Origin of the sequence: Pontibacter flavimaris, assembly GCF_001907195.1 — a bacterium.
Classification (GTDB): Bacteria; Bacteroidota; Bacteroidia; order Cytophagales; family Hymenobacteraceae; genus Pontibacter; species Pontibacter flavimaris.
The window spans coordinates 804,197-830,720 of sequence record NZ_LVWA01000005.1 but is presented as its reverse complement, the minus strand read 5'-3'; the positions used below and the strand labels follow the sequence as shown (position 1 = coordinate 830,720).

Sequence of the window (26,524 nt, the reverse complement as noted above, 5' to 3'; positions counted from 1 at the left end):
GTCTATGTTAGAAGCCTAATCTTACACCAAAGTTCACACCGATAGGCATTGGAAAGTTACCGTAGTCGAAGCCAACGCCACCACTACCACCAACTGCCGCAGAGTTACCGTTAACTACAGGGTCTAGGCCAGAGTAGTTAGTGATGATAAACAGGTCAGTGGCTGTAACGAACACGCTACCGGATTTGATGAACTTGGCACGGCTCAGCAGGTTCGAGTCGAAGTTATAGTTCAGGGTCACGTCACGAAGGCGCATCCAGTTAATATCCTTCTCAATGAAGTCAACCTCTGGCAGGCCGTAAGAAGTAGACCAGAAGTTCGCGTCACGGGATGGGTCTATCACCTTTGTGTTCGGCGTTGGATTGGCTGAGTTCTCGTTTCCGTCTTTCAGCACACCGTCGTACACCACCGGGTTTTCACGATCCATTGTTCTCATGCTCAGACCGCGTGCCGTTAGGAAGTGTTCTGTACCGTTGTAGATATCGCCACCTTTTCTGAAATCGAGCAGGAAGCTCAGCGACAGGTTCTTGTAAGCGAAGCTGTTTGTCAGGCCAACAGTAAAGTCTGGCTGCCTGTCACCTACCACTACCCACTCAGTAAGGTCACGAAGCGGGTAACCAGTGTTCGGGTCGATCAGCAACTGACCAGCCTCATTGCGCTGATAGTCGAAACCAGTAAGCGTAGTAAGGGGACCATTGATCACAGAACCGTTACGCACGTTGCCGTACAGCCAAGTGTCTGACATATAGAATTCATTTACACCAGTTGGCAACGATATCAACTCGCTCCACAGGTGCGTGAAGTTCGCTAACACATCCCAGGTAAAACTAGAGCTTACAACTGGCGTAGCATTAAACTGCATCTCAATGCCCTCTGTTCTCATCTTACCGGCATTAAAGGCCTGCAGCACGAAGCCTGTTGCATAGCTCAGACGCATGTCCTGTACAATCTGGTCCTCAGAAAGTTTGTTGAAGTAAGTCGCGTCAATACCAATTCGGTTATTGAAGAACTTCAGTTCGGTACCGAACTCGTAAGAAGTCGTCATCTCTGGGCGGAGGTTCGGGCTTGGGCCCGTAAAGCCATATCCGAATCCACCACCTGTTGTGCCCTTAGGCTCCAGGAAAGCGCGGATGCTATAAGGGTTTGCGTCTTTACCTACTTGGGCCCATGAGCCACGCAGCTTACCATAGCTCAACACATTGCTGATACCACGAAGAGGCTCCAGCTCAGTGAAGATAAAGCTACCACCTACCGACGGGTAGAAGAATGATCTGTTCTCCAGCGGCAGGGTAGAGCTCCAGTCGTTACGGCCAGTCAGCGTCAGGAAGAAAATGTTGTCGTAATCCAAGGTCAGGTTACCGAAAACACCGATACGACGGCGCTCCGATAAGCGGTTACGACCGCGGTGCGTGGTATTGTCGGTGTTCTCAATAGAGAAAAGCCCAGGGGCCAGGAAGCGCTCACCGGTTACGGCTTGCGTATAAGTTTCCTGCGAGTACACCGCACTACCTACTTTCAGGTTGGTATTTAGTTTGCTGCCGAAGAAAGAGCGGTCAACCTCACCGTAGTACTGCAGGTTAAAGTTTCCGTTGTTATCCAGCGATTGGTCAAAAATACCACCACGGGAGAAACCGTAAGCTGACTCTGGGTGACGAACCATGGTTATTTTGCCAGATGAGTAGTCAAAACCGGCATTACCTACAAAACGCAGCCACTCCAATGGCTCGATCATCAATCGGGCATTAGTGATGTAGCGGTTGTTGATGTTGTTGATCGTGTTCTTGTTTACGTTGAAGAACGGGTTCTCAATCTCGTTATCTCCGGTAGAGTAGAATCTACGCTCACCATTTGGCGTTAGGTACACGCTGGCATCATCAGTTCCTGGCCATGTCAGCAAACCCAGCAGCGGACCACCTGCACCCTTGAAGGCAGAGTTGTTATCTGTATTGGTGTAAGAGAACGTCAGGTCAGCCGAGATATACTTGTTCATCTCTGCTGTTACCGCAGATGTGAGGTTAAACTTTGTCAGGTCTGTGCCTGGCACAAAGCCTTCCTGGTCAGTGTATCCTGCTGAAATACGGTAAGTAGCTTTCTCAGACCCACCGCTTAAAGAGAGGTTGTGTTTCTGCGTGAAGCCATTCTGGAAGAAGTTATCGATGTTGTCGTGGAATTGGGTTCCTTCCGGATAGCGCCCGCCAAAGTATGAGGTAGCCTCATCGGAAGGATCCGTTACGCCATTATTTCCACGGTCGTAAACATGCTGTACTTCAGGAAACTTGTTGATGCGCTCTAATCTGAAGCTGTTGCTATAGTCGATGCGCGGCGCACCAGACTTGCCTCTTTTGGTGGTGATCACCACAGCACCAGATGCTGCGTCGATACCGTAAAGCGCCGAGGCCTCTGGCCCTTTCAGGATCGTGATGCTCTCGATATCCTCAGGGTTGATGTCAGCAGCACGGTTTGTGAAGTCAGTTGACCTGTTGTTCAGAGAGGTAGCGGAGTTAGCGGTAGAAGCAAAAGCAGAAGTGTTGAATGTGCTGTTGCTGATTGGTAAACCGTCTACTACGAAGAGCGGCTGGTTGCTTCCGCTAAGAGAGGATACACCGCGGATCATGATAGAGGTAGAGGCACCCGGCATACCAGAGGTAGTGTTCACATCCACACCAGCCACACGACCGGCAAGGCCGTTTACAAAGTTCTCGCGCTGCGTCTGGGCAATAGTGGTACCCTTCACCTCGGTTACCGCGTAACCTAGCGCTTTTTTCTCCTGCTTGATACCAAGTGCAGTTACCACTACCTCTTCAAGCGTCTCGTTGTCTGTCTGCAGCGCCACGTCTATAGTTGCGCTGTTGCCCACCTTACGCTCAATGGGCTTCATACCAATAAAGGAGAATATCAGCACATCAGTTGGCTCCACATTACTGATGGTATATTGGCCTCTAGCGTCTGTCACTGAGCCACGCTGTTTGCCTTTAACGGTCACAGATACCCCCGGGAGCGTGATTTGGTCCTCCGCGGAAGTTACTGTTCCACTTACAGTTTTGCTTTGGGCAAAACCCTCTGCATGTAGCAGGAGCATACACAGCCCCCACAGAATACATCGTAAAAAGTTCTTCATGTTTATGATAGGTTGTTATTAGGGGGCCAAGATATATAAAATTTTATATTCCATAATAATAGAATATGTAAATTGTTACTATAACATCGATTTTAGTGCTTGGAATGAGTATGCCATCACCCTCCCGGAAGTGTGTTCATAATATATCAAATGGGCTACGATTTGAGCCCTTCATCGGTCAGGCCGTGCATTCGCTCGTTTTAAAGTATAAAAAACAACCTTTTGTAACATAGCATAAAGAAGCACTCACTCAATGTTTCAACAACAGAAAAGTCCAATTACATGCATACAGAAAATCTCAATACACAAACGTATGCGTATAGTATGGACAGTAGCGGCGCCCCAATCAGTCCAAAAAAACGGGCTCAAAAATTAGCTTTAAACTATTTCACAAAGGATTAGCGTTGGGTGAATCCAAAGCTGGCATGTGCCTGAAACCTTGGAAAGCGCAGTAGCTCACCGGCAATAGGTAGTAGCCAAATTACTATTTCAGGGTAAAAGCCGGCAAGCAAACGGGAATACAGTGTAACTCGGCCTGTTTGGAGCCACAAGCAGGGCCAGTTATAGTGTACCGATACCTCAGCCACGTTGCTTTACCTTCTCGACAAACTGAAGCATGCGCTCGTAGTGGGAGCCCTTCCAGTACACACGCCTGCAGGAGGGGCAGCGGAAGAACTCATGGAAGTATAACCGTGTTTTCGGGGGTAACTCGTCAATGACCGCGTCTTTCGCCACTTCCTGCACCGGCACGTTGCAAGCCAGGCAGCGCTTGAACGGGCGGAAGCTATCCTGCAGGCCAAAGCGCCGGATCACCTCCTCCAACTGCTCCCCGGTGTGCTGCGAGCGCAGCCAGTAGCCCCAGATAATGCTTTTCTGCTTCAGTAGCCCCACGTCGCGCGTCAGTACTACCCGCTGCTGGTCGGCGGCGATGCCTGCAATCTCCTTATCCGAAAAGTCTGTCTGATAGAGGGTATCGAGGCCGAGCAGGCGCATGCTTTTGGCCAGCGTGCCCAGGTGCACGTCCAGTATAAAGCGGTGCGGCGGCGGGGTTTGCTCCCCGAAGGTATAGCCTGCCGGCCAATCCTTTCCGACCCTCACCGGGAATACTTCTACTGCATCGCCGGGCTGAAGCAAGTATGAAAAGGAAACCCGCTTTGTATTTACCAGCAACACCTCCACCTCCGGGTGTGGCACGCCGATGGCTTCTATCGCATCTTTGATGGCAGGCGTACCCCGGAAAGTATAACGTATGGCCTTGCCTTTGCGGTGCTTCCTGAGAAAGTCGTTTAGAACACCGTAGAACCGGAAAGTGGCGGCATGCTCTGGCAGTTTACTCATACTTTGGTTTACGTCAGGCTGGCTGATAGTTGTTCGTTGTTGGTGCTGAACCATTGTAGCCTAAAGTATAAAGTATGGCAGGCTTAGCAACGGCGAATAAAACCCCCGCTTCCTGAAAAGCCCCATCCGTTCGAACGGTCACATCAAATAACAACCAATAACGAGCAACTAATAACGAGCAACTACTCGAGCAGCTTCGGCAGCTGCTGCCATAAAGTATAACCGCCAAGGCAAGCCATCACCAGCACCACCAGCAGGCCAAAAACGGTGAGCAGTGGCGGGTGGCGATAGGCTCCTACAATGGCCGGTTTGTAGGCGGCAACAAGTATAAGCCCGAGCGTGAGTGGCAGGATCAGCCCGTTAAGGGCGCCGGCAAGTATGAGCAGGCGCACCGGCTGGCCGATAGTGACGAAAATAGCCGTGGAGACAAGTATAAACCCGATGATCACCCAGTTCTCATACTTTTGTATAGTGCCGCTGAAGGACTTTACAAAGGACACGGAAGTATAAGCCGAGCCTACAATGGAGGTAACCGCCGCGGAGAGCATCACCACGCCGAAAAGCCTGTAGCCCACCTCACCTGCTGCCAGCCGGAAAACGGAGGCAGGCGGATTCGCCGCGTCCAGCACCAGGCCCTTGCTCACCACGCCCAGCGCCGCCAGGAACAGGAAAATACGGATGACCGAGGCTACCGCGATGCCCGACACCGCGCTGGTATTTACCTGGCGCAGCGATTCTTTGCCTTTCACGCCGGCGTCGAGCAGGCGGTGGCCACCGGCAAAGGTAATGTAGCCGCCCACCAGCGTCACGACAGCCAGCACATCCACCTCGTCGGGCAGAAACGTCTTGGTGATGGCCTCGCCGACAGGCGGTGCGGAGGTAATGGCTACGTACACGATGAGCAGGATCATCAGCAAACCCATGACTTGTGCAAAGCGGTCCATCACCTTACCGGCCTCGCGCACCAGGAAAACCCCGACGGCCATGGCTGCGGCCAGCATAGCACCCGCCTCCGCGGAAATGCCCAGCAGCACGTTAAAGCCGAGCCCGGCGCCGCCCACATTGCCGATGTTAAAGGCCAGTCCGCCCAGCACGATCAGAAAGGAGATGAACGCGCCCAACCCAGGCAACACGAGGTTGGCAATATCCTGCGCCCGGCGCTCCGACACCGCGATCACCCGCCACACATTCAGCTGCACGCCAATGTCCAGGATAATGGAAATAAGTATAACGAAGCCGAAACTGGCCGCTAGTTGCTGCGTGAAAACGGTGGTCTGCGTCAGGAAGCCGGGGCCAACGGCAGAGGTCGCCATCAGGAAGGCCGCGCCGAGCAAAACGCTCCAGTTCTTGTTTTTCATGCGTTGCTTAGATAGCTGCGAAGTGGATGCCCTCCGCGGTGAGGCGCTCGCGAATAAGTTTGGCAAACGACAGGGCGTGCTGGCCGTCGCCGTGAAGGCAGATGGTATCAGCCTTTATACTAAGCTCCGTGCCCTGTTGCGGCTGCACCTTGCCTTCCTTTACCATCCGCAGCACCTGCTGCACCGCCTCTTCCTGGTTGGTGATGAGCGCATTGAGCTGGCGGCGGGGCGTGAGCGTGCCATCGGGCTGGTAGGTGCGGTCGGCAAACACCTCGCTGGCGGTTCTAAGGCTATACTTCTCCCCGGCCTTCAGCAGCTCGCTTCCGGCCAGGCCGTAAAGTATAAGTTCCGCATCTATCCTAGAAACAGCCGTGGCGATGGCCTCAGCCAGCGCAGCGTTGGTGGCAGCCATGTTATACAGCGCACCGTGTGGTTTAACATGATGCAACCTGGCACCCTCCGCCCTGGCAAACCCCATCAGGGCGCCCACCTGGTATACCACCATGTCGTATACTTCCTCCGCCGACACGGCCATCTCCCTTCTGCCAAAACCAGCCAGATCGGGCAGGCCCGGATGCGCGCCGATGGCCACGCCTTTCTCCAGCGCCAGCCGCACCGTCTTTTTCATGGTGGAAGGGTCGCCGGCATGGAAGCCGCAGGCAATATTGACCGAAGTGACATGGTGGAGCAGTTCGACGTCGTTGCCCATGTGCCAGGCGCCGAAGCCCTCGCCCATGTCGCAGTTCAGGTCTACAGAAAGATGCCTCATACGTGGGTGAGTTTGTAGTGGATGGCCTGCCGCAAAGCAAGCATTCGTTTTTCCTGTTGGTAGTATAACCGCTGCGCCTCTTCCAGGCTAACATCCTCAAATCGGATAAGGCCTCCGGGCTGCACCTGTGCCAGCCTCGGAAGGTCTGCCGTGATGATTTGGATCATGCGCGGGTAACCGCCCGTGGTCTGCGCATCGGCCATCAGTATGATGGGATTTCCCTGCGGCGGCACCTGCACCGTGCCAAAGCTCATGGCCGTGGAGAGCATCTCCCGCTCCTCGTCCAGCGCCAGTGTGGTCCCTTGCAGGCGGTAGCCCATCCTATCCGACTGGGGCAGAAGTTTATACTTTTGATGCCAGATGTACTCGCGGCTGCTCTCCGAGAACCAGTTATACTCCAGGTGGCCCCTTGCACGCAGCACCGGGTTTGGCGCATAACCTGGCAGCAACTCCGGTTCCGGGCTCCACTGCACCTCGGCAAAATCAGCTTCTTTCTTATCCCGCAGGAGCAGCGCACTCAGTATCTGTCTGTTTGTTTCTGATGATGCCCCAAGGGGTAACCTGTCGCCGCTGCGCAAAGCCCGCCCCTCCAGACCGCCAAGACCGGCGTGCAGGTACGTTGCGCGGCTTCCCATCACTACCGGCACGTTAATTCCTCCGGCCACGGCCAGATACGTATAGTTGCCATACCTGGGCTTGCCGAACCGAAGTATACTTCCGGACTTCACCAGCACGGGCCGCCACAGGCGCACGGGCTTGCCGTTTATACTTGCCGAAAGATCGGCGCCTCCTAAGGCAAAAACGGTATCCTCCTCAAACTGAATTTCCGGCCCCTGCATGCTTATCTCCAGCGCTGCCGCCCCTTCTACGTTCCCCACCAGCAAATTTGCAATGCGCAGCGCTACTTTATCCATGGCGCCACCTACCACTACGCCCTGCCGCTGATAGCCGTAGCGGCCCAGGTCCTGCACGGTCGTGAGCAAGCCTGGCTTTCCTATTTTTAGCCCCATGCCTGCTCCTCCTCTATGGCCAGGAACTCCTCCGGGGTTATCGGGACGAAACGTACCCTATCCCCTGCCTGCAGCAGGCTCGGTGTTTTGCGGTTTGGGTTGAAGAGTTGCAGTGGCGTGCGGCCGATCAGTTGCCAGCCGCCGGGCGTGCTGACAGAATACACTCCGGTTTGCGTCCCGGCTATACCCACACTGCCCGCCGGGACCTTTTCTCTGGGTTTGGCTTTCCGGGGTGCGACAAGGCGCTCATCCATGCCACCTAAATAGGAGAAACCGGGCGCAAAGCCGATCATGTATACCTGGTAAGAGCCGTTGCTATGGATTTGGATGACTTCCTCCGCACTTAGCCCGGCATGCGCCGCCACCTCCTCCAGATCGGGTCCAAAGGTGCCGCCGTACACCACCGGCAGTTCCACCACGCGGGCAGGTTCAGGCTGCATCTCCTGCGCCTGCTCCACCAGGTTTCCCAGTAGCCGCACCGCCTCACTGTATGCGTCCAGCGTTCCCTGCCGGCTCAGCACCCAAGGGTCATAGTACACAGTGAGGGAGGTAAAGGCCGGCACTGACTCCACCAACCCGTCGAAAGGCTGCTGCTCCAATGCCTGCGCCACGGCCAGAATGCGGCGATGTATGTCAGCGCTGATCGTTTCCCCGAACAGCAGCGCCACGGCATTATCGCCGACGGGGCACAGGAGAAGCGGCGGATTTTGGATGAGCTCAGGCATAGGACTTTATACTTGGCGCTACGGCTGCGGGTTCAGGAAGAGACTTTTGTTGTTCAACGGCACCAGGGCCAGCACCACCGCCTGCCCGTACAGCTCGCGCCGGTCCACCACGTTGTGGGTCAGGATGCCAATGGCACCGCCCTTTTGCTTGGAGTTTGCGTGCCCGAAGATCCGGTCGTTGGCCACGCCCAACTCTACGCCCTGCTCCACCAGTTCCCGTACCTTTGGCGGCAGGAAAAACGTGCCCGAGCGGGCCCTACCCAGCTGCTCCTTGTCCTGCACCACCACCCAGGCGAAGGTCGCCAGCTCGCCCCCGATCATCTCCACACCGCCTTCTATCCCGACCCAGAAATCCGCCTCCGGGTACAACACTTTGGCGTTGGCCACACGGTTCAGCGCCCCCTGCAGCGTCTCCTGCTCGGTCATGGGCTGGTCGGCAACGCCGGAGGGCACGCTGACCGACTCAAGTATAAACTCCGCTTCCGGGAACATGCGCTGCAGCCCGTCCAGCGCGGCATTTACCTTCACCGGGTTTTTAGAGGCGATAATGACCTTGTATGTTTTGTGTTCCATTATCAATTTAAAGTGTGGATTGGGATTCCACCTAAGCCCAGTGGGGAATTTATAATTCCGTTTATAGTTTCTTTTCAAGTTTCGAAGAACCCACTTCTACCCCTCCCAGGAGGCAGGGCTGTTACGTTTTCGTTTTTTGTCATCCTGAAAGGATCTTGTTGGCCAGTAGCAACGGCTTAACCTACCTGCCACCAAGATTCTTAACAGAATGACAGAGGTTTTAACAGCGGTGTAGCTAGAACTTAACGGCCATACACTGAGGAGGGGAATTCATTCTTCTATACTTCTCTACTCCCCAACTTTTTAACCTTCTAACTTTCTAACTCCAAAACTCTCTTACTTTAATAAGTATATTTGAAAAGTATGAAAAAGAGAAACAGAAACCTACTCTTAGCAAGTATAGCGCTGCTCAGCGCCGGCACACTGGCCTCCTGCAGCAGTTCTGCACCAGCCACTTCCGAGGCCATACCAGTAGAAACCGGCGTTTCCAAAGAGCTGGCCGACTACCGCAAGCAGGTGCTCAGCCACATCGCCTACGACATCAGCCTGCAGATTCCGGAGCAGAAGCAGCAACCTATACTTGGTGAAGAAACCATCACCTTCCGCCTTTCGGATAACAGTCGCCCCATGCAGCTCGACTTTAAAGAAGCGCCTGATCACCTGAAGCAAGTATGGCTGAACGGCAAGCAACTGGAGGTCAGGCTGGAAAACGAGCATATCCTCCTTCCGGCCAAGGAGCTTATAGTTGGGGAAAATGAAGTGAGGCTGGAGTTCATCGCCGGCGACCTGTCACTGAACAGAAACGAAGAGTACCTGTATACCTTGCTGGTGCCCGACCGCGCGCGCACCGTGCTGCCCGTTTTCGATCAGCCCAACCTGAAGGCCACTTTCAAACTCAGCTTAACTTTGCCTAAAGATTGGAAGGCCCTAGCCAATGGCAGCTTGGTAGACTCTGCTGTAACAGAGAACAGCAAAAGCTATACGTTCGCTACTTCTGATACGATTCCAACCTACCTCTTTTCCTTTGCGGCAGGAAAGTTCAAGCACGTGCAGCGCGACATGAAGGGCACTACCATGCACTTCTACCACCGCGAAACCGACCCGGCCAAGATCCGCGAAAGTATAAACCCGATCTTCCAGCTCCACAGCGACGCGCTCCGGTTTATGGAGGCGTATACACAGATCCCCTACCCGTTCCAGAAGTTCGATTTCGTGGCGATCCCGGATTTCCAATATGGCGGCATGGAGCACGTGGGCGCGATCCAGTACAAAGCCTCTACCCTGTTCCTGGACGAAACGGCCACCAAAGACGAGAAGATTTCCCGCTCCAACCTCATCGCCCACGAAACGGCGCACATGTGGTTTGGCGACCTGGTGACGATGCAGTGGTTTGACGATGTATGGATGAAAGAGGTATTTGCCAACTTCATGGCCGATAAGGTGACGCAGGTGGCCCTGGAGAACACCAATTACGACATGAAGTTTTTGGTGGACCACTTCCCCGCCGCCTATAGCATCGACCGCACCACCGGGGCCAACCCCATCCGACAGCCGCTCGACAACCTGCAGGACGCCGGCTCGCTTTACGGCAGCATCATCTACCACAAGGCGCCCATTATGATGCGCCAGTTGGAGCGGCTGATGGGCGAGGAAGAACTGCGAAAAGGGCTGCAGGAATACCTGAAAGCCTACGCCTACCAAAACGCCACCTGGCCCGATCTGATCAACATTCTCGATGCCCGCACGCCTGTGGACCTGGAAGAATGGAACCAGGTGTGGGTGAACGAACCGGGCCGCCCGGTGTTCTCGCATGAGCTAAAAACCAGTAACGGAAAAATAGAGCAGCTGCGCGTAATGCAGCAAGGCGAAGACGGCTCTGAGCGAGTGTGGTCTCAGTTTTTTGAGATTGCCCTGGTATACCCGGACCGGCTGGAGGAACTTACCGTGGACATGACCAACAAAGAGGTAGTGGTCGGGAAGGCCGCTAGCAAGGAGGTGCCGCAGTTTATACTTTTCAATTCCACGGGGCAGGGCTACGGCGTGTTTCCGGTGGAGGAGGCGATGTTGGAGCGGCTGTATACCTTGCAGGACCCAGTGCAGCGCGCCTCAGCCTACATCAACCTTTACGAGAACATGCTAAACGGCCGCAACCTGACACCGGCGCAACTCATCCGTTTCTATCAAAAAGGGCTGGCACAGGAGCAGGAAGAACTGAACATCAAGCTGATATCAGGCCAACTAAGCGATGTTTACTGGACGTTTATCTCCCCGGCGCAGCGCCGGCAGCTGGCCGCGCAACTGGAGCAGGAAGTATGGCAGGCACTGCAGCAGCAGCAGGCACCAAACGTAAAAAAGCTGCTCTTTAAAACCTACCAAAGTATAGCCACCTCCAAAGATGCGCAGGACAGGCTCTACCAGGTATGGCAAAAGCAACAGCCACCAACCGGTGTAAAGCTGAACGAGGACGATTATACTTCGCTGGCGCTTGCCCTGGCCGTCAGAGATTATCCCGACCAACGTATACTTGGGGAGCAGCTAACCCGCATCCAAAACCCGGACCGTAAAAAAAGGCTGGAATTCCTGATGCCGGCATTATCTTCTGATGCGCAGGTGCGTAATGCTTTTTTTGCTTCCTTAAAGGAGGCGGAGAACCGTGAGAAAGAGGCCTGGGTAGCCTCAGCCCTGGGTTACCTGCACCACCCGCTGCGGGCCCAGACATCTGCGGATTACCTGCCACAAAGCCTGGAGCTGCTGGCCGAAATCCAGCGCACCGGCGATATCTTTTTTCCTTTTAACTGGCTCCGCGCCACCTTTGGCTCCTACCAGACAGCCGAGGCGGCAGAAGTTGTCAGGAATTTTCTGGCTGCAAACCCAGACTACAACCCCAAATTGAAAGCGAAGATCCTGCAGGCTGCGGATGATTTATTTAGGGCAGAGAAGCTGGTGCAGGAGTAGTAACTGAGTCTGGCAAAGCCGCGAGCTGAAAGATCGAGGCGTATATGGGGCATGCTTTCAACCGATGAAAGTATAGCGCCGCCCTCGCTCGCCTCTGGCGAGTGTGCGTTATGCCACGGCCTCTGGCCTCCTCGGTTTATACTTTGTAACTTAGTTTATTGTCTTGGTGGGTTGATCACAACTTTTGTTTTATACTTGTTATGTAGAACTACTTGTGCGTAACATGGCGGGACGCCACTTCATAGCACACACTCGCCAGAGGCGAGCGAGGGCAATGATCCGGGAGCGTATTTTCTCACATTATGTTTCTCAGAAGGGGATCTCCTGTAATATTTAGATGCTCGTAAGTTTATAAGGCACTCTTGAGTCCCTGAAAAAAAGAAAAGCCCCTCCGTTTCCGGAAGGGCTTTTTTTATACGCTATACTTTGTGTGGCTACACCAGGATTCTCACCGGGTTCTCCAGCAGGTTCTTGAACGTCTGCAGGAAAGCCGAGCCTACCGCGCCGTCCACTACGCGGTGGTCGCAGGACAGGGTTACTTTCATCACGTTGCCGATCTGGATGTTGCCGTTCTTCACAACAGGCGTCTGCTTGATGCCACCTACCGCCATGATGCAGGCATCCGGCGGGTTGATGATGGCCGTAAACTCCTCGATGCCGAACATGCCCAGGTTGGAGACAGTGAAGGTGTTGCCCTCCCACTCCGCTGGCTGCAGCTTTTTGCTCTTTGCTCTGCCACCCAGGTCTTTCACCTCAGCAGCGATAGCAGAAAGCGACTTGTAATCCGCGTTACGGACAACCGGCACCAGCAGGCCTTCCTCAACCGCCACGGCCACGCCAATGTTGATGTGCTTGTTATAGCGGATCTTATCGCCCAGCCAGGAGGAGTTAACCGCCGGGTGCTGACGCAGCGCCGCAGCAGCTGCCTTGATCACCAGGTCGTTAAACGATACCTTCACCGGGGATACCTCATTTATACTTGCACGCGCCTCAATGGCCTTGTCCATGTCGATTTCCATGGTCAGGTAGAAGTGCGGTGCGGAAAACTTGCTCTCGGCCAGACGGCGGGCAATCACTTTGCGCATCTGCGACACAGCTACTTCTTCGTAAGCCTCGGCTGGTGCGCCTGGGATAGCAGATGAAGCAGGTGCAGCCTGTGGCGAAGCGGCTTTCTGCGGTGCGGCAGACGGCGTGAAGTTCTCCACGTCGCGCAGCACAATGCGGCCACCCTCACCAGAGCCCTTGATCTGGCTCAGGTTAAAGCCCTTCTCTTTGGCCACGCGCTTAGCCAGCGGCGAGGCCTTGATACGGCCATTCTCAGAGCCAGCGGCAGTTTCCTGGCCGGCTGTATCGGTTACTTTTGTTTCCTGTACTTTCTCTGAGGTAGTGGCGTCGACGCTGGCTTCAATGGCCTCGTCTGTCTGGGCGTTCTCCTCGCGCACTTCCGTGTTGGATGAAGACGCTTCCAACAGCGCCTTGTAGTCTGCGCCTTCCTCTCCGATAATGGCGATGATGGCGTCGATGGCCACGGAGTCGCCTTCCTTCACGCCTGTGTACAACAGCGTGCCGTCTTCGTAGGACTCCAGCTCCATGGTGGCCTTGTCGGTCTCCACTTCTGCCAGCACATCGCCCGACTTTACTTTGTCGCCCTGCTTTTTCAGCCAGCTCACCAGTACCCCCTCGGTCATGGTGTCGCTCATTTTGGGCATGCGGATAACAGAAGCCTTGATGTTGCTCGTGTCAACAGCGGTTTTGGCGGGTGCCTCTGCTTTGGCAGCTGCAGGCTTGGCTTCCTCTTTCTTCGGCTCAGGTTTTTCCTCTTTCACCTCCGCTTTTGCAGCCGGTGCGCCTCCGCCCTTTACCTCGCTCAGCAGGCCGGAGATGTCCTCGCCTTCCTTGCCAATAATAGCGATAACGGCATTTACCGGTACAGAGTCACCCTTTTTGGGGCCGATGTACAGCAGTGTTCCGTCTTCGTAGGACTCCAGCTCCATAGTGGCCTTGTCGGTCTCCACTTCTGCCAGAATATCGCCGGCGCTTACCTTATCGCCCTCTTTCTTCAACCAAGATGCAATCACCCCCTCCGTCATCGTGTCGCTCATCTTGGGCATTTTTATAACTTCAGCCATAAATTTCGTGTTGTTTATTCGCCCAATAGGTCTTGTATGATCCGCCCAAAATTAGATTTAAAAATATTTTATTCAAACTAAGTAGGCATACAAATGATTATACGGCCACAGACTATTTTATCTGTCCCATTTTTTGTCTGCCTGCCGCTCCGGGAAGCAAGTTACGCAAACAAGCTTAATATCTAAAGTTTCGTCCCCTACTTCTGCTTTATGTCTTCGGCGGGCTGCTGCAGGTGTGCCACGTCGCAGTACTTTTTAACGGCAAACATGCTGCCGGTGTAGTCCAGCCGGTAGAGGCAGAGGTTCTGGTGCCTGAACTCGTCCATGCAGCGCAGCGGGTAGCGCAGCAGCTGGCACAGCAGGATGCGCATGGCCCGGCCATGCATGCACACCAGGATGGTTTCCTCCTCCGGGCGGCTCAGCATTAACTCTATAAAGGGCTTCTGCCGCTCGTATACCAACTGGGGGCTCTCCCCTCCTTCTATGCAGATGCCGGTGTTGCCCTCGCTCCAGGTTTGCAGGATGCCGTGGTAGTAGGCGTCTTCCTCGGGCGTGATGCGGGTGCCTTCGCGGGTGCCCCAGTTTATCTCGTTCAGACCGGCGTGCTGCTCGTGCGGTAAGCCCAGGTCCAGAAAACCCTGCACCGATTGGATGCTGCGCTGCAGCGTGGAGGTATACACCCTGTCGAACGCCACGTCCTTATACTTGTCAAAAAACAGGTCTGCCTGCCGCTGCCCCTCCGCATTCAGCACCGAGTCCACGCCGCTGCCCTGCACGATACTCTGCAGGTTATAATCTGTCTGCCCGTGGCGGATAAGGTATACTTTCTTAATACTCAAAATTCTTCTACTTTTGCCTTCTTACATAAATCAGCGCGAATTTAGGCATTGTGGCGTATGGATAAAAATACAGATACGGTAGAGCAGCTAAAACAGTGGTGCAAAAACACCATGATCGACCACCTGGGCATCGAAATAACCGAGGCGGGCCCCGATTTTGTGGGCGGCAAAATGCCTGTGGACCAGCGCACGCACCAGCCGATGGGCCTGCTGCACGGCGGGGCCTCTGTGGTGCTGGCCGAGTCGCTGGCAAGTATGGGGGCGGCCCTGCAGGTGGATCTAACAAAAAAGGCCTGCGTTGGTTTAGAGATAAACGCCAACCACCTGCGCAGCGCCCGCGGCGGCTGGGTGTACGGCAGGGCCACCCCGATCCATGTAGGCCGCAGCACGCAGGTATGGGAAACCAGGATAACGGATGAGGATGGTGCGCTTGTGTGCATCAGCCGCATGACCGTGGCCGTGATCGATAAGAAATAAAACTGGCTATACTTGCCAAAAGGAGCGACTATGACGGGTGAGCAAACCCAGGATTATACTTTAGAGCAGATCGTAGGGGCAGCCATCGCCGGGCAAAAGGCGGTGGCTGTCTGGCGCCTGCCCCTTTCCGACGAACTGCAGGCCTGCGTGCAGCTGGGGCAGCAGTTCACCACCGGCCAACCGCAACTGGAGACCAGCCCCTTCGGCTTTTTCTGCTGCCCTTTTCAGGTGTCAGCCCAGGACCGGAACCTCTTTATAAAAGGCGATTTATACTTCGACGGGAAAAACCTGGCAAGTGCACCCGATGCGCCGCAGCCACAGGTGCAGGCGTTTTATACGTTGCTGCAGGAGCCACAAAGCATGAACAGCTGGCATACTTCTGCAAACACTGTCACTCATACTTTCCAGACCGAAGCGGGTTTTACATCCGCAGTAAAAATGGCGGTGGAACGGATAAAGGCGGAGGAAATGGAGAAGGTGGTGCTGTCGCGGAACAGCCGGGAGCCGCTGCCGGAGAACTTCTCGCCGGTCGCCGCTTTCCGGGCAATGGCAGCCGCCTACCCGCGGGCGTTCGTGTCGCTGGTGTCGGTGCCGGGTGTGGGAACCTGGATGGGTGCCTCACCTGAGATCCTGGTAAGTATAAACGAGCAGCAGGTGTTCCATACGGTGGCGCTGGCCGGCACGCAAACGGCCGTGGAGAACATGGCCGATGCCATCTGGCGGCAGAAGGAGATCGAGGAGCAGGCCATGGTGGAGCGTTATATCCTGAGCTGCTTTAAGAAACTGCGCCTTCGCGAGTACACCGAGGTGGGCCCCAGAACCATCGTGGCCGGCAACCTGATGCACCTGCGTACTGACTTTAAGGTAAACCTGCGGGAGGTGCACTTCCCGACGCTGGGCACCGACATGCTGGAGCTGCTGCACCCGACCTCGGCCGTTTGCGGCCTGCCCAAGGAGCCGGCGCTTGCTTTCATACTTGCCCACGAAGGCTATAACCGCAGCTACTATAGCGGCTTTTTAGGTCCGGTGAACGGAACGGGCGGCTCGCACCTGTACGTGAACCTGCGCTGCATGCAGCTGCTCCGGCATGATGCCATTCTTTACGCAGGCGCCGGCGTTACCGAGGGCTCCGACCCGCAAAAGGAGTGGCAGGAAACTCAGCACAAAATGCAGACGATGGGGAAAATCCTGTCGGATTTTTAATTTTGATTGAGTGAATGCGTGATTGAGTGAATTTTTACTCTTTCATTCCTCATTCACTCATCCGCTCATTCACTAACTCACTCATTATGATTTTAGCGCCTGTTGTAAATATTGCTGAGATCTGCGCCCGGAAGGGGGTAGAGCAGGTAGTTGTGTCGCCGGGCTCGCGCTGTGCGCCGCTGACCATAGCCTTTGCCCGACACCCCAGGATTAAGGTGCACACCGTGAGCGACGAGCGCGCGGCCGCCTTCATCGCGCTGGGCATTGCGCTGACAACCGGCAAGCCAACGGTCCTCGTGTGTACTTCGGGCACGGCCGCGCTCAACTACGCGCCTGCCGTGGCCGAGGCCTACTTTCAGCAGGTGCCGCTGCTCATTCTCAGCGCCGACCGGCCACCCGAGTGGATCGACCAACTGGACGGGCAGACGATACGGCAGCAGCATATTTACGGCAACCACATCAAGCACAGCTATACTTTTCCGGCTGATTTCTCCCACCCCGATGCCGTGTGGCACAGCGAGCGCATGGTATCCGAGGCACTGAACGAAGCGGCAAGCTTCCCTGCCGGACCGGTGCACATTAATGTGCCGCTGCGCGAGCCCTTCTACCCGGCTCCCGGCGAGGAACTGACGTACGGCAAGGTAAAAGTGATAGAGGAGGAGGCGCCAACCTATGCCCTGAGTGAGGGGCAGGCGCTGAAGCTGCAGCAGGAGATCCTCAAGTATAGAAAGGTGCTGGTGCTGGCCGGCCACGCGCAGCGCCACGAGGCCCTCCTCAAAAGTATAGGATCCTTTGCCGATACCACCGGTGCTGTCATTGTAGGCGACATCATCAGCAACATCCATACGTTGCCTAAGGCGGTGCGCCACCAGGATGTGATTTTCGCGAACGCCGACCTGGAGCAACTGGCCAGACTGCAGCCCGACCTGCTCATCACCTGCGGGAAGTCCACCATCTCCAAGGCCCTGAAACTATACCTGCGCAAGTATAAACCAAAGGCCCACTGGCACCTGCAGCCCGCCGGCCAGGTAGCGGATACGTTCCAGTCCCTGACGAAGATCGTGCGCTGCGCGCCGCACAGCTTTTTTACCGCCATGGCCGGCAGCACGCGGTCCGACAACGACTTTGCGTCCGCCTGGACTGCCGCTACTAAAGCTGCCTCGGTTTTCCTGCAAAAGTATACTTCAGAGGCTCCTTACAGCGAACTGCCGATCGTGGCGCGGGTGCTGCAGCAGCTGCCGCGCCAGAGCAGCCTGCACCTGGCCAACTCTATGTCGGTGCGCTACGCCAACATCACCGGCCTGCAGCCCAGGCAGCAGGTGGAGGTTTACGCCAACCGCGGCACCAGCGGCATAGACGGCAGCACCAGCACGGCCGTTGGCTGCGCCCTCACCAGCCCCGGCATCACTACCTTGCTCACCGGCGATCTGGCCTTTTTCTACGACCGCAACGGCCTTTGGCACAACTACCTGCCGCAGAACCTGCGCATCGTGCTGCTCAACAACCACGCCGGCGGCATCTTCCGGCTGTTAGATGGGCCAAGGCAACAACCCGAGCTGGCGCCATACTTTGAGACGCACCAGGCGCTGAACGCGGAGAACACAGCCCGGGATTTTGGCATGGCTTATACTTCCGTGCAACTTATGGAGGAGTTGGAGGCGGCGCTTCCAGGCTTTTTCGCCGCGGAGGCTGGGGCAGGCATCCTGGAAATCTTTACCGACAGCACGGCCAATGCCGAGGCGTTTGAAAAGTACAGGCAAGCGGTACGCGGGCTAAAGTTGTTGTAAAGTATAACTTTCATCAAAGCTGCCGCGAATCTCCTGATTCGTGCCTTTTCGTCATGTTGAGTCTCCGACTTATTTGATTTGAGATTTACCAGAGGCTGGTTCAAGTATAAAGCGTTACGCATCACTTCTGCCTGCCAAAGTTTATAGGATTTCCGCAGGCTTCCGGCTTGTGGTGGGCGTACCGCAAGTATGTAGCTAACATAGGTTTAAACCGGACTTAAAACTTCCTGCGCCAGCCGGACATCGGCATAAAGTAAACTAAACAACTCAGACCTGGAACATGGGTTGAATCGTGTTCCGATTACCGCGAAACGTCTATCTGTGCCAGCCAGAACCGCGGCCCTTTTGCCATTTACTTTCCTCATTCTTGTCCGATAAAGATACCAGGGCGTATATATAAAAAGAAGCATGTTTTACCTAAACCTTCTGCGCCATGAACGTTGCACACGAATTAAACCACGCCACTCCCCGGAACAGCGCCAGCAACCCCGTTTGGATGGATGGTCTTCGGATCCTGCTCGGCTTGTTCCTCTTCATCAAAGGCATCCTGTTTCTGGAGCACAGCAGCGACCTTTTCTATGTTTTCAGCCAGAGCCAGGACTTTATCGGCATGCACAAAGCCTCGATGTTTACCAGTGCGGTACACATTATTGGCGGGTTGATGATCGCCTTCGGTTTCCTTACCCGGCTGGCGCTGCTGCTGCAGTTCCCCGTCATGCTGGGCGCCCTGCTCATCGTGAACCCGCAACAAGGCATAAACCTCAGCAACACCGAGCTTTGGATGTCCGGGGCAGTGGTGGGGCTGCTGTTGTTCTTCATGATCGTAGGCCCCGGCCGCTATTCCGTTGACAACAAGGTACTGCGAAACCAGAAATAGAACAGGTTTCAGCGGCCTGCTTTATACTTTCTGGAACCGGAGGAAAAGGCAATAATGTAATTTGTACTCAAAATTATCCGGTACGTGGCGAATTACGTTTAATAAAGTGAGAATCAATATGTTTCACTTTAAATCTGCAAAGCCATGAACCTTACTAACGACATGTACCGCGTGGAGCACTGGGCTGATACGCATCACCCCATGTGGCTCGATTTCCTCAGGATTGGCCTGGGTGTATTCCTGATGGTGAAGGGCTTCATGTTCATCCAGGATACTGCCGCGCTGTTCAGCATTATGCAGAAAAGCCAGTTTGCGTGGGTCACCGTCGGCCTGGCGCATTATGTGGCCTTTGCCCACCTGGTAGGCGGCCTGCTGATCGCAATGGGCCTGGTAACACGGGTAGCCATCCTGTTCCAGTTACCGATCCTGATCGGGGCCGTTTTCTTCATCAACCCCAATAGGGGATTTTACTCGGAGAACACCGAGCTCTGGTCCTCCATCGTGGTGCTGCTGCTGCTTATCTTCTTCCTCGTTTTCGGCTCAGGCCGCTTCTCCGTGGATCAACTTATCCGAAAGCCGGAAAGAGACTGGCTCTATTAAAAAAACGGGCGCTGTGTGTCACGGGCTCCTGCCTTAAGTATGCCCTGCCCCAGGCTAATGCCCAAAAGCGGCAGCAGCCGGAAAAACCTTTGCCCACCTTGTTTGTTTTAATGGCGCTTTGCCCCAATTTTGCAGCAGCACGTACGTGCTAACGTATAAACCGATGGGGCACCGCCTCTTCTGGGCAACGTGAACCCGGGAAAGCACAACGATAATTGCTACATGACAGACAAGTCCCTGAGCCTGAACGGCAAAAAGTTCTACTACGACGAAATCGCCTCCTATTCCTTCCGCAACAGCATCCCGCTGAATGGCTACGAGAGCAACACGCTCGAATTCTGCCGCAGCTGGCTGAATGGCGTGCAGGAGTTCCCGATCCAGACATCCGGCTCCACCGGCGTCCCGAAAACCATCACCTTAACCCGCAGGCAACTGGAGGCCAGCGCACGCCGCACTATAGACATGCTAAACCTGCAGCCTGGCGACTGTACCCTGGTGTGCCTCAACACAGAGTATATTGCCGGTATGATGATGCTGGTGCGCGGTTTTGAGGCTGATCTGAAGATGATGATCGTGGAGCCTATCAGCAACCCGCTCACGCTCGTAAGCCCTGAGGAGAATATCGCCTTCAGTTCCTTTGTGCCCATGCAGCTGCACACCATCCTGCAGGAAGCGCCGGAGCGCGTGGGGCAGCTCAACCACATGAAAGGCATCCTGGTGGGCGGAGCGCCCGTTACCCCTACCCAGCAGCGGGAGTTGCAGCGGATCCTCGCGCCAATCTACCACACATATGGCATGACGGAAACGGCCTCGCACATTGCCCTGCGCAAACTCAACGGACCTGATGCCGCCGATTACTATGACGTGCTGGAGGACATCGCCGTGGGCCTGGACAAGCGCGGCTGCCTCACCATCAAAGGCGACGTGACGAATAACGAGCTGCTGGTTACCAACGATATTGTAGAACTGCTTACCCCTACCCGCTTCCGCTGGATCGGCCGCGCCGACAACACCATTAACACCGGCGGCGTGAAGGTGCAGACCGAGAAGGTAGAGCTGGCCATCGCCGAGACGTTTATCGACAACATCGACTCCCCGCGCTTTTTCGTGGCGCCGCAACCCGACGAGGTGCTGGGCGAGAAGGTCATACTTGTACTGGAAGGCGAGAAACTGCCGGAGGAAGAGGAGGAGCAGCTGTTTGAGCGCCTGCGCCCCCTGCTCAGAAAATTCGAGATGCCCAAGGAAGTATACTACAGCCGCGCCTTCTCCGAAACGGCCACCGGAAAAATATCGCGGCAGCGCACCCTCCAAAAACTGGGTCTCCACACCGATTAAGTATAAATCCCGAACGGCCCGTGCACTTACCCGTACTAAGTATAAATCAAACCCGATCTATATGAAAAGAAGTATATGGACAGGTGCTTGCACGGCACTTTTTATACTTACCCTGGGCAGCTGCAGCAGCGGCCTGTTCACCAGCCGTGGCCCCGTGGAACTGGAGCTGGCATGGGCCTCCGACAACACGCTCAAAACCCCGGAGTCTGCCCTTTTTGATCCGCAACGCAACGTCATTTACGTGACCAACATGAACAGCACTTCCGGGAATAACGACGGCGACGGCTTTATCTCAAGGCTGGATACGGAGGGGGATATTGAGGAACTGTACTGGGTAACGGGCCTGAACAACCCGGCGGGCATGGCGCTGCACAACAACGTGCTCTACGTGGCCGATACCGAGGAGGTGGTGGCCATTGCCACGCAGTCGGGGGCGGTGCTGGGCAGGTACAAAGCCGAGAAGGCCAAATTCCTGAACGATGTGGCTGTGGACGAGGACGGCACGGTATACATCACCGACTCGGAGCAGAAGCGCATTTACCAGCTGCGCAACGGCCGCATCAGCACCTGGATAGAGAACACCAAACGCGAGAAACCGAACGGCATCTTTATAGATGGCGACCGCATGATCGTGGCCTTTTTCAGCAGCGGCAGAATTCGACTGGTTGACCCCGGCACCAAGGACTTCACCGACTGGACCGATGGCATCAAATCGGCCGACGGCATAGCCAGGCTGGAGGACGGCAATTACCTGATCTCCAGCTGGGACGGCGAAGTATACTACGTAAACCAGGAGGGCAAGAAATGGCGCGTTCTGGACACGAAGAGCAAGAACGTAAACGCCGCCGACATCAGCTACGCCGCACAGCCCGGTTTGCTGCTCGTGCCAACTTTTAAGGATAATAGAGTGGTGGCTTATAGACTAAGGGCCAGGTAAATCCGTTAGCTACTTATACCGTTATAATGTTTGAGGCAAGGCAGCTACACCGTTACGTGTTAGTTGCCTTCTCATTTTCAGAGTATCATACTGCAGGCTGATGAAAAAACTGCCCACCCTCCATATCCTCAACGGCGATGCCTCCGTGGCCGCCTTCTCTGCCGCCGGGTTGCCCGGCCAGGTGCTGGTCTGGCGCGAGGTGCTGTCAGAAGGCCCCGTGTTTTGTGCGCTACCTGCGCGCGAGTTCTGGCAGAAGCGGCAGGAGTTCATCACCTCCACCTACGGCGAAGTCCCGGAAAAGTATAAAGCGAAAGTGCTGGACGAGGTACAGAAGCTTGAGGGGACAGGGGCTTTTTTTGAGGTGGTGCTCTGGTTTGATACCGACCTGATGTGCCAGGTGAACCTGCTCTACCTGCTGCAGCACCTGCACCAGAGCAACCCCAGGCTGCTGTCGGTGTGCACCCCGGCACGGGGCAAAAACATTGGCCTCCTAAAGCCGGAGGAGCTCGGGCAACTGTTTGACCGAAGGCAGCAACTCAGCGGGGAGCAACTGGAGGAGGCCGCGAAACTCTGGCAGCTCTACGCCGGCTCAGACCTGCTGCACCTGCAGCTCTACCTCCAGCAGATGCCGGTGCCGGTGCCCCTGCCTTTCCTGGAACGAGCTTTACAGCTGCACCTGCGCCGCTTCCCGGGCTGCGCCGATGGCCTGAGCCAAACCGAGCGCCTGCTGCTGCAGCTTATAAACTCCGGTACCACCAGTATAAACGAGCTGATGCAGCAGTTCTGGCAGCAGGACCCGGGCTATGGTTTTGGGGATGTGCAGCTGCAGCATATCCTGTCCCGGCTGCAACCCGACCTGGTGCAGGCAAAGGAGCCGCTGTCGCTGAGTTTTTTCGGGGAACGTGTGCTGGAGGGCTACGCCTCCTTCACGCCGAAGCATCGCTGGCTGGGCGGAGTGGAAGTGAACGGAAGCTGCCCCTACTGCTTCGACTATGAGAAAAGCGCTCTCCGCAGGAACGGCTAAAAAGGTTTGGCATTAAAAATGCAATAGCATGTGTTATACTTATACTTTAAGCAGCATGCTCATGAAACTGAAACAAACATACGCCCTAGCACTGGCCCTGTGCCTGCCTCTGGCTGGCCTCACCACCGCCACTTCCAACGCGCAAACTTCGCCGCTGCCAGCGCAGGAGAAAAGCCATATCCTTGTGAAAGCCGATGATTCTACCGCCCGTAAAGAAACCCTTTCCGGCATCAACATGACCCCTAGCGGCAAAGGCACCTTTCAGCTTGATTTCTCGCAGGCGCTGGACGAGAATGCCGTGCTGGAGGTGAAGAACTCAGTTGGAAAGATGGTGTACCAGAAACCCGTCAGCGTGGAGAACAACCGCAGCGCGTGGCGCTACCAGCTCGGCAAGCTAAAGCCCGACACGTACCTGATCGAAGTGAAAACCAGCGACACCACCTACTGGACCAAGTTTAAGATTGGAAAGTAAAAGAAAACACAGCGGCCTTGCTCCACCTGAGCAAGGCCGCTGTGTTTTCCTGCCGTAAGACAAGCTTTAGCGTAGCTTGTGGCTGTGCATGGCAGCAAGATCTTAACCAGCTTTGCTTTGAAAAAGCAAGTATAAATATGAAGGCACTGGTTTATACTTTGGTAGCGACATTTTTAAAGTATAGATCAGGCAACAAATACTTTTCTGCCCGCGCAGAAAGCCAGTTGCAAGCTGGCATCAATTTCAGCCACAAGTTAGGCTATACTAAACCTGCGGCAACGGATATTTATACCTGGCTCCACTGCTGCACCACATGGTAAAGCAGGGAGGCGCCCAGTTTGGCCGTGCGGTTATCGCTATCGAGTTTCGGGTTTAGCTCCACGATGTCCAGCGTCAGCAACTTGCCGCTGCTGATGATCTCCTGCAGCAGCAGCAGCACGATTTCGGGATGAACTCCGAGCGCGGCCGGGGCACTTACCCCCGGCGCATAGGCCGCAGCGAACACGTCCAGGTCTATACTTACGTACAGCACATCGGCCAGCTCCACAAACTGCTGCAGCCGCTCCCGCAGCGCCTCATAGTTGTAGACCTGCATGGCAGGCGCAAACACAAAGTCGGCCCCCAGAGCTTCTGCGGTGTTGAACAGCTTCTGCGTATTGCCCTGCTGCTGAATGCCCAGGCACAGGTAATTAAAGTCTTTATTTTCTGTGCGCAGGTCGTCGGCAATCTGCAGGAATGGGGTACCGGAGCTGGGCTGCTTCTCATAGTTCCGCAGGTCGAAATGCGCGTCGAAGTTGATGATGCCCAGCTGCTGCCCCTCCGGGAGAGCCTGCTTTATCCCTAAAAAGTGCCCGTAGGCGGTTTCGTGGCCGCCACCAAGTATGATCGTTTTGTAAGTATTGGATAGAAGTGCTGTGACTTTTTTGCCCAGCTGCTTCTGCGCCTCTTCCAGGTTTTGGTTCGTGCAAAAGACGTCGCCGGCATCGAACAGCGCCACATCATCCTCCAGGTGCCACGCAAACGAGGCCATGGCCTGCCGCAGCGCTGCTGGTCCCTCCACAGCCCCTTCCCTGCCCTGGTTACGGCGCACACCTTCGTCGCAACAGAATCCTAAAAAAGCAATGGCCTGTTCTGCGTCGGCGGGCTCGGCACCCTCAGTGAGGTTGAGCAGTTTGATTCCCTGATGCCAGCGCTTGCCTTCTTCGCCGTCGAGTGCGTCTACTCTTCCTTTCCAGGTGCCGGGTGCGGTGGGTTTATACATTTTGGTTGCTGATTGTTGGTTATTGTTCCTTTATACCGCAAGTTTTAGCAGAGCAGTAACTTGTAGTTAGTTCGTAGCAAGTTTTCAACTTGCGCCAGTTACAAACTGGCAAAATAAAGAACCACAAGCTACGCTGTCGCTAAACTTGCGGTACGACTTACCCTAGTTTCTATACTCGTTTCCCCTTTTTCCATACTTTCGTGGGCTTTAGTTTCCCCTGCAAGTATAAAATCTCCTTGTAGTTTTCTGTCGGGAAAGCGATCATATCAGCCAGGTTTCCTTTTGCCAGACTGCCACGGTCAGACAGGTGTAGCGCTTTGGCAGCGCGAATAGTTACGGCCGCCAGGGTCTCGGCGATAGTTAATTTTTCGGCAGCACCAAGTATGGCCGCCTGCATCAATAAGTCGCCCATGGGGGCAGAGCCGGGGTTCCAGTCGGTGGCGATAGCCAGGCACAGGCCGCCGTCCAGCATCTTGCGGGCGGGCGCGTAATGCATCCCCAGCCCCAGCGAGGCGCCAGGCAACACCGTGGCCACCACACCGGCATCGCGCAGCAAGGCAATTTCCTCGTCTCCGCTGGCCTCCAGGTGGTCGGCGCTCACGGCACCTACTTCTGCGGCCACCCGGCTGCCATCCGTGCTGAACTGGTCGGCGTGCACGGTAATATCAAACCCCATTTCCTTTGCGGCCAGCAAGTACTCCAGCGACTCCGCTTCCGTAAACGCGGTGTCTTCGACGAAGATATCCACACGGCTGGCCAGGCTCTGCTCCTGCACCTGCGGTAGCAACTCATCTAAAATATGCTGCAAGTATACTTTGGAGTCGGTAAACTCCGGTGGACGCATGTGGGCCGCCAGGCAGGTAGGCACCAGGTCAAGGGCGTGGTGCTTGTTTACCAGCCTGATGGCCTCCAGCATTTTCAGCTCCTCCTCCACCGTCAGGCCATAACCGCTCTTTACCTCGCAGGTAGTTACGCCCTCGTGCAGGTGACGGTCGCAGCGCTTCCGCAGCAAATCAACCAGCTCGATCAGAGTTGCTTCACGGGTTTTGCGCACACTGTCCAGTATGCCGCCACCATTGCGGGCAATCTCTAAGTATGATTTCCCGGCTACGCGCATGGCGTAGTCATTGGCACGGCTTCCGGCAAAGCAGATGTGGGTATGGGCATCGATCAGGCCGGGCAGCAGCACCATCGGCTCCTCTATCAGTTCCAGTTTATACTTGTTCTCCAGCGCCTCGCGGTGCAGCTTATCATAGTTGCCTACCTTCAGCACCTTGCCTTCCTGCACCAGCACCCCGGCCCGTTCCACCACCTGCAGTTGCTCGTCCTGTATGGCTCCCGCCTCCGGCAGGTTGGTCATGGTTAATATTTGGCTGAAGGGGCCGATTAACGTATGGGTTGATGTGTCTTTGTTATCTTTCATAGTTGGTTTAATGAAGTAGAGCGTTATACTTTTATACCGCTTCTATGAGCTAAAAGTAATCAGCACTCTGCTTTAAAAGCTGGATTTATACTTTGGCTATACTTTATGGTTTCTGGCGCAAGCGTCCGCTTGTGTCTTCTTATACCTGAGCCATCTATGTACTTTGGTTATATATACCTATACTTTTATACTTGCCGGTTTATACTTTATACTTTAGCTATACTTCCATAGCCGCTGCTTCCTGCTATTTCATATAAGCTATCCTTTCTAGCTGCCGCTGATCCTATAGTTCACAAAAACCTACTGTTGCAATT

General features: G+C 55.1%; 21 protein-coding genes. 10 read left to right on the top strand and 11 right to left on the bottom strand.

Annotation, left to right across the window (positions count from 1 at the left end; all coding sequences use genetic code 11):
• Nucleotides 1-7 precede the first annotated feature (7 nt).
• The 7 genes from A3841_RS11810 to yjjX form a co-directional block, all read right to left on the bottom strand.
• Entirely contained in the window at nucleotides 8-3,079 is a 3,072-nt protein-coding gene (locus A3841_RS11810) for a SusC/RagA family TonB-linked outer membrane protein (protein ID WP_235861395.1), read from the bottom strand.
• A gap of 618 nt (nucleotides 3,080-3,697) precedes the next feature.
• The gene (locus tag A3841_RS11805) at nucleotides 3,698-4,456 is read right to left on the bottom strand and encodes a Mut7-C RNAse domain-containing protein (RefSeq protein ID WP_073852487.1); all 759 of its coding nucleotides are present in this window, start codon (nucleotides 4,454-4,456) and stop codon (nucleotides 3,698-3,700) included.
• Nucleotides 4,457-4,638: 182 nt separating this feature from the next.
• Nucleotides 4,639-5,814, bottom strand: a complete 1,176-nt coding sequence (locus A3841_RS11800) for an NRAMP family divalent metal transporter (protein WP_073852486.1) — start codon at nucleotides 5,812-5,814, stop codon at nucleotides 4,639-4,641.
• A 7-nt stretch (nucleotides 5,815-5,821) separates the two neighbouring features.
• Nucleotides 5,822-6,583, bottom strand: a complete 762-nt coding sequence (locus A3841_RS11795) for a LamB/YcsF family protein (RefSeq protein ID WP_073852485.1) — start codon at nucleotides 6,581-6,583, stop codon at nucleotides 5,822-5,824.
• Complete coding sequence (locus A3841_RS11790) at nucleotides 6,580-7,593, bottom strand: 5-oxoprolinase subunit C family protein (RefSeq protein ID WP_073852484.1); 1,014 nt, start codon at nucleotides 7,591-7,593, stop codon at nucleotides 6,580-6,582. Before A3841_RS11790 ends, A3841_RS11795 begins: the two co-directional genes overlap by 4 nt.
• On the bottom strand, nucleotides 7,584-8,318 hold the full coding sequence (gene pxpB / locus A3841_RS11785; protein ID WP_073852483.1) for a 5-oxoprolinase subunit PxpB: 735 nt from the start codon (nucleotides 8,316-8,318) through the stop codon (nucleotides 7,584-7,586). Before pxpB ends, A3841_RS11790 begins: the two co-directional genes overlap by 10 nt.
• 18 nt (nucleotides 8,319-8,336) lie before the next feature.
• Nucleotides 8,337-8,891 carry an inosine/xanthosine triphosphatase gene (yjjX, locus tag A3841_RS11780; protein ID WP_073852482.1) on the bottom strand — a complete coding sequence of 185 codons (555 nt, stop codon included), beginning with the start codon at nucleotides 8,889-8,891 and terminating at the stop codon, nucleotides 8,337-8,339.
• 363 nt (nucleotides 8,892-9,254) lie between these two features.
• Here yjjX and A3841_RS11775 point away from each other — a divergent pair, with 363 nt between their 5' ends.
• Entirely contained in the window at nucleotides 9,255-11,846 is a 2,592-nt protein-coding gene (locus A3841_RS11775; RefSeq protein ID WP_073852481.1) for a M1 family metallopeptidase, read from the top strand.
• 434 nt (nucleotides 11,847-12,280) lie between these two features.
• Here A3841_RS11775 and A3841_RS11770 read toward each other — a convergent pair whose 3' ends face one another.
• Both A3841_RS11770 and A3841_RS11765 read right to left on the bottom strand, forming a co-directional pair.
• Nucleotides 12,281-13,975, bottom strand: a complete 1,695-nt coding sequence (locus A3841_RS11770) for a pyruvate dehydrogenase complex dihydrolipoamide acetyltransferase (protein WP_073852480.1) — start codon at nucleotides 13,973-13,975, stop codon at nucleotides 12,281-12,283.
• Between the two features lie 197 nt (nucleotides 13,976-14,172).
• A complete protein-coding gene (locus tag A3841_RS11765; RefSeq protein WP_073852479.1) occupies nucleotides 14,173-14,814 on the bottom strand; it encodes a histidine phosphatase family protein in 642 nt (213 codons plus the stop codon).
• Nucleotides 14,815-14,871: 57 nt separating this feature from the next.
• Between A3841_RS11765 and A3841_RS11760 the strand changes: the two genes are divergently transcribed.
• The 9 genes from A3841_RS11760 to A3841_RS11720 all read left to right on the top strand — a co-directional run bounded on the left by A3841_RS11760 (nucleotide 14,872) and on the right by A3841_RS11720 (nucleotide 23,526).
• Nucleotides 14,872-15,291: a PaaI family thioesterase gene (locus A3841_RS11760; RefSeq protein ID WP_073852478.1), complete on the top strand. Its 420-nt coding sequence runs from the start codon at nucleotides 14,872-14,874 to the stop codon at nucleotides 15,289-15,291.
• Nucleotides 15,292-15,303: 12 nt separating this feature from the next.
• On the top strand, nucleotides 15,304-16,494 hold the full coding sequence (locus A3841_RS11755) for an isochorismate synthase (RefSeq protein ID WP_235861376.1): 1,191 nt from the start codon (nucleotides 15,304-15,306) through the stop codon (nucleotides 16,492-16,494).
• Between the two features lie 86 nt (nucleotides 16,495-16,580).
• On the top strand, nucleotides 16,581-18,281 hold the full coding sequence (gene menD, locus A3841_RS11750) for a 2-succinyl-5-enolpyruvyl-6-hydroxy-3-cyclohexene-1-carboxylic-acid synthase (RefSeq protein WP_073852476.1): 1,701 nt from the start codon (nucleotides 16,581-16,583) through the stop codon (nucleotides 18,279-18,281).
• 433 nt (nucleotides 18,282-18,714) lie between these two features.
• Nucleotides 18,715-19,158 carry a DoxX family protein gene (locus A3841_RS11745; RefSeq protein ID WP_073852475.1) on the top strand — a complete coding sequence of 148 codons (444 nt, stop codon included), beginning with the start codon at nucleotides 18,715-18,717 and terminating at the stop codon, nucleotides 19,156-19,158.
• A gap of 144 nt (nucleotides 19,159-19,302) precedes the next feature.
• Nucleotides 19,303-19,758, top strand: coding sequence for a DoxX family protein (locus tag A3841_RS11740; RefSeq protein ID WP_073852474.1), 456 nt, complete (start codon nucleotides 19,303-19,305; stop codon nucleotides 19,756-19,758).
• Between the two features lie 222 nt (nucleotides 19,759-19,980).
• The gene (locus A3841_RS11735; RefSeq protein WP_073852685.1) at nucleotides 19,981-21,093 is read left to right on the top strand and encodes an AMP-binding protein; all 1,113 of its coding nucleotides are present in this window, start codon (nucleotides 19,981-19,983) and stop codon (nucleotides 21,091-21,093) included.
• 61 nt (nucleotides 21,094-21,154) lie between these two features.
• A complete protein-coding gene (locus A3841_RS11730) occupies nucleotides 21,155-22,030 on the top strand; it encodes an SMP-30/gluconolactonase/LRE family protein (RefSeq protein WP_073852473.1) in 876 nt (291 codons plus the stop codon).
• A gap of 100 nt (nucleotides 22,031-22,130) precedes the next feature.
• Entirely contained in the window at nucleotides 22,131-23,054 is a 924-nt protein-coding gene (locus A3841_RS11725) for a DUF1835 domain-containing protein (protein ID WP_073852472.1), read from the top strand.
• Nucleotides 23,055-23,115: 61 nt separating this feature from the next.
• Nucleotides 23,116-23,526 (top strand): hypothetical protein, encoded by a 411-nt coding sequence (locus tag A3841_RS11720; RefSeq protein WP_073852684.1) that lies wholly within the window; start codon nucleotides 23,116-23,118, stop codon nucleotides 23,524-23,526.
• A 286-nt stretch (nucleotides 23,527-23,812) separates the two neighbouring features.
• Here A3841_RS11720 and hutG read toward each other — a convergent pair whose 3' ends face one another.
• On the bottom strand, nucleotides 23,813-24,787 hold the full coding sequence (gene hutG / locus A3841_RS11715; RefSeq protein ID WP_073852471.1) for a formimidoylglutamase: 975 nt from the start codon (nucleotides 24,785-24,787) through the stop codon (nucleotides 23,813-23,815).
• Between the two features lie 169 nt (nucleotides 24,788-24,956).
• Nucleotides 24,957-26,210, bottom strand: a complete 1,254-nt coding sequence (gene hutI, locus A3841_RS11710; RefSeq protein WP_073852470.1) for an imidazolonepropionase — start codon at nucleotides 26,208-26,210, stop codon at nucleotides 24,957-24,959.
• Nucleotides 26,211-26,524: the final 314 nt, after the last annotated feature.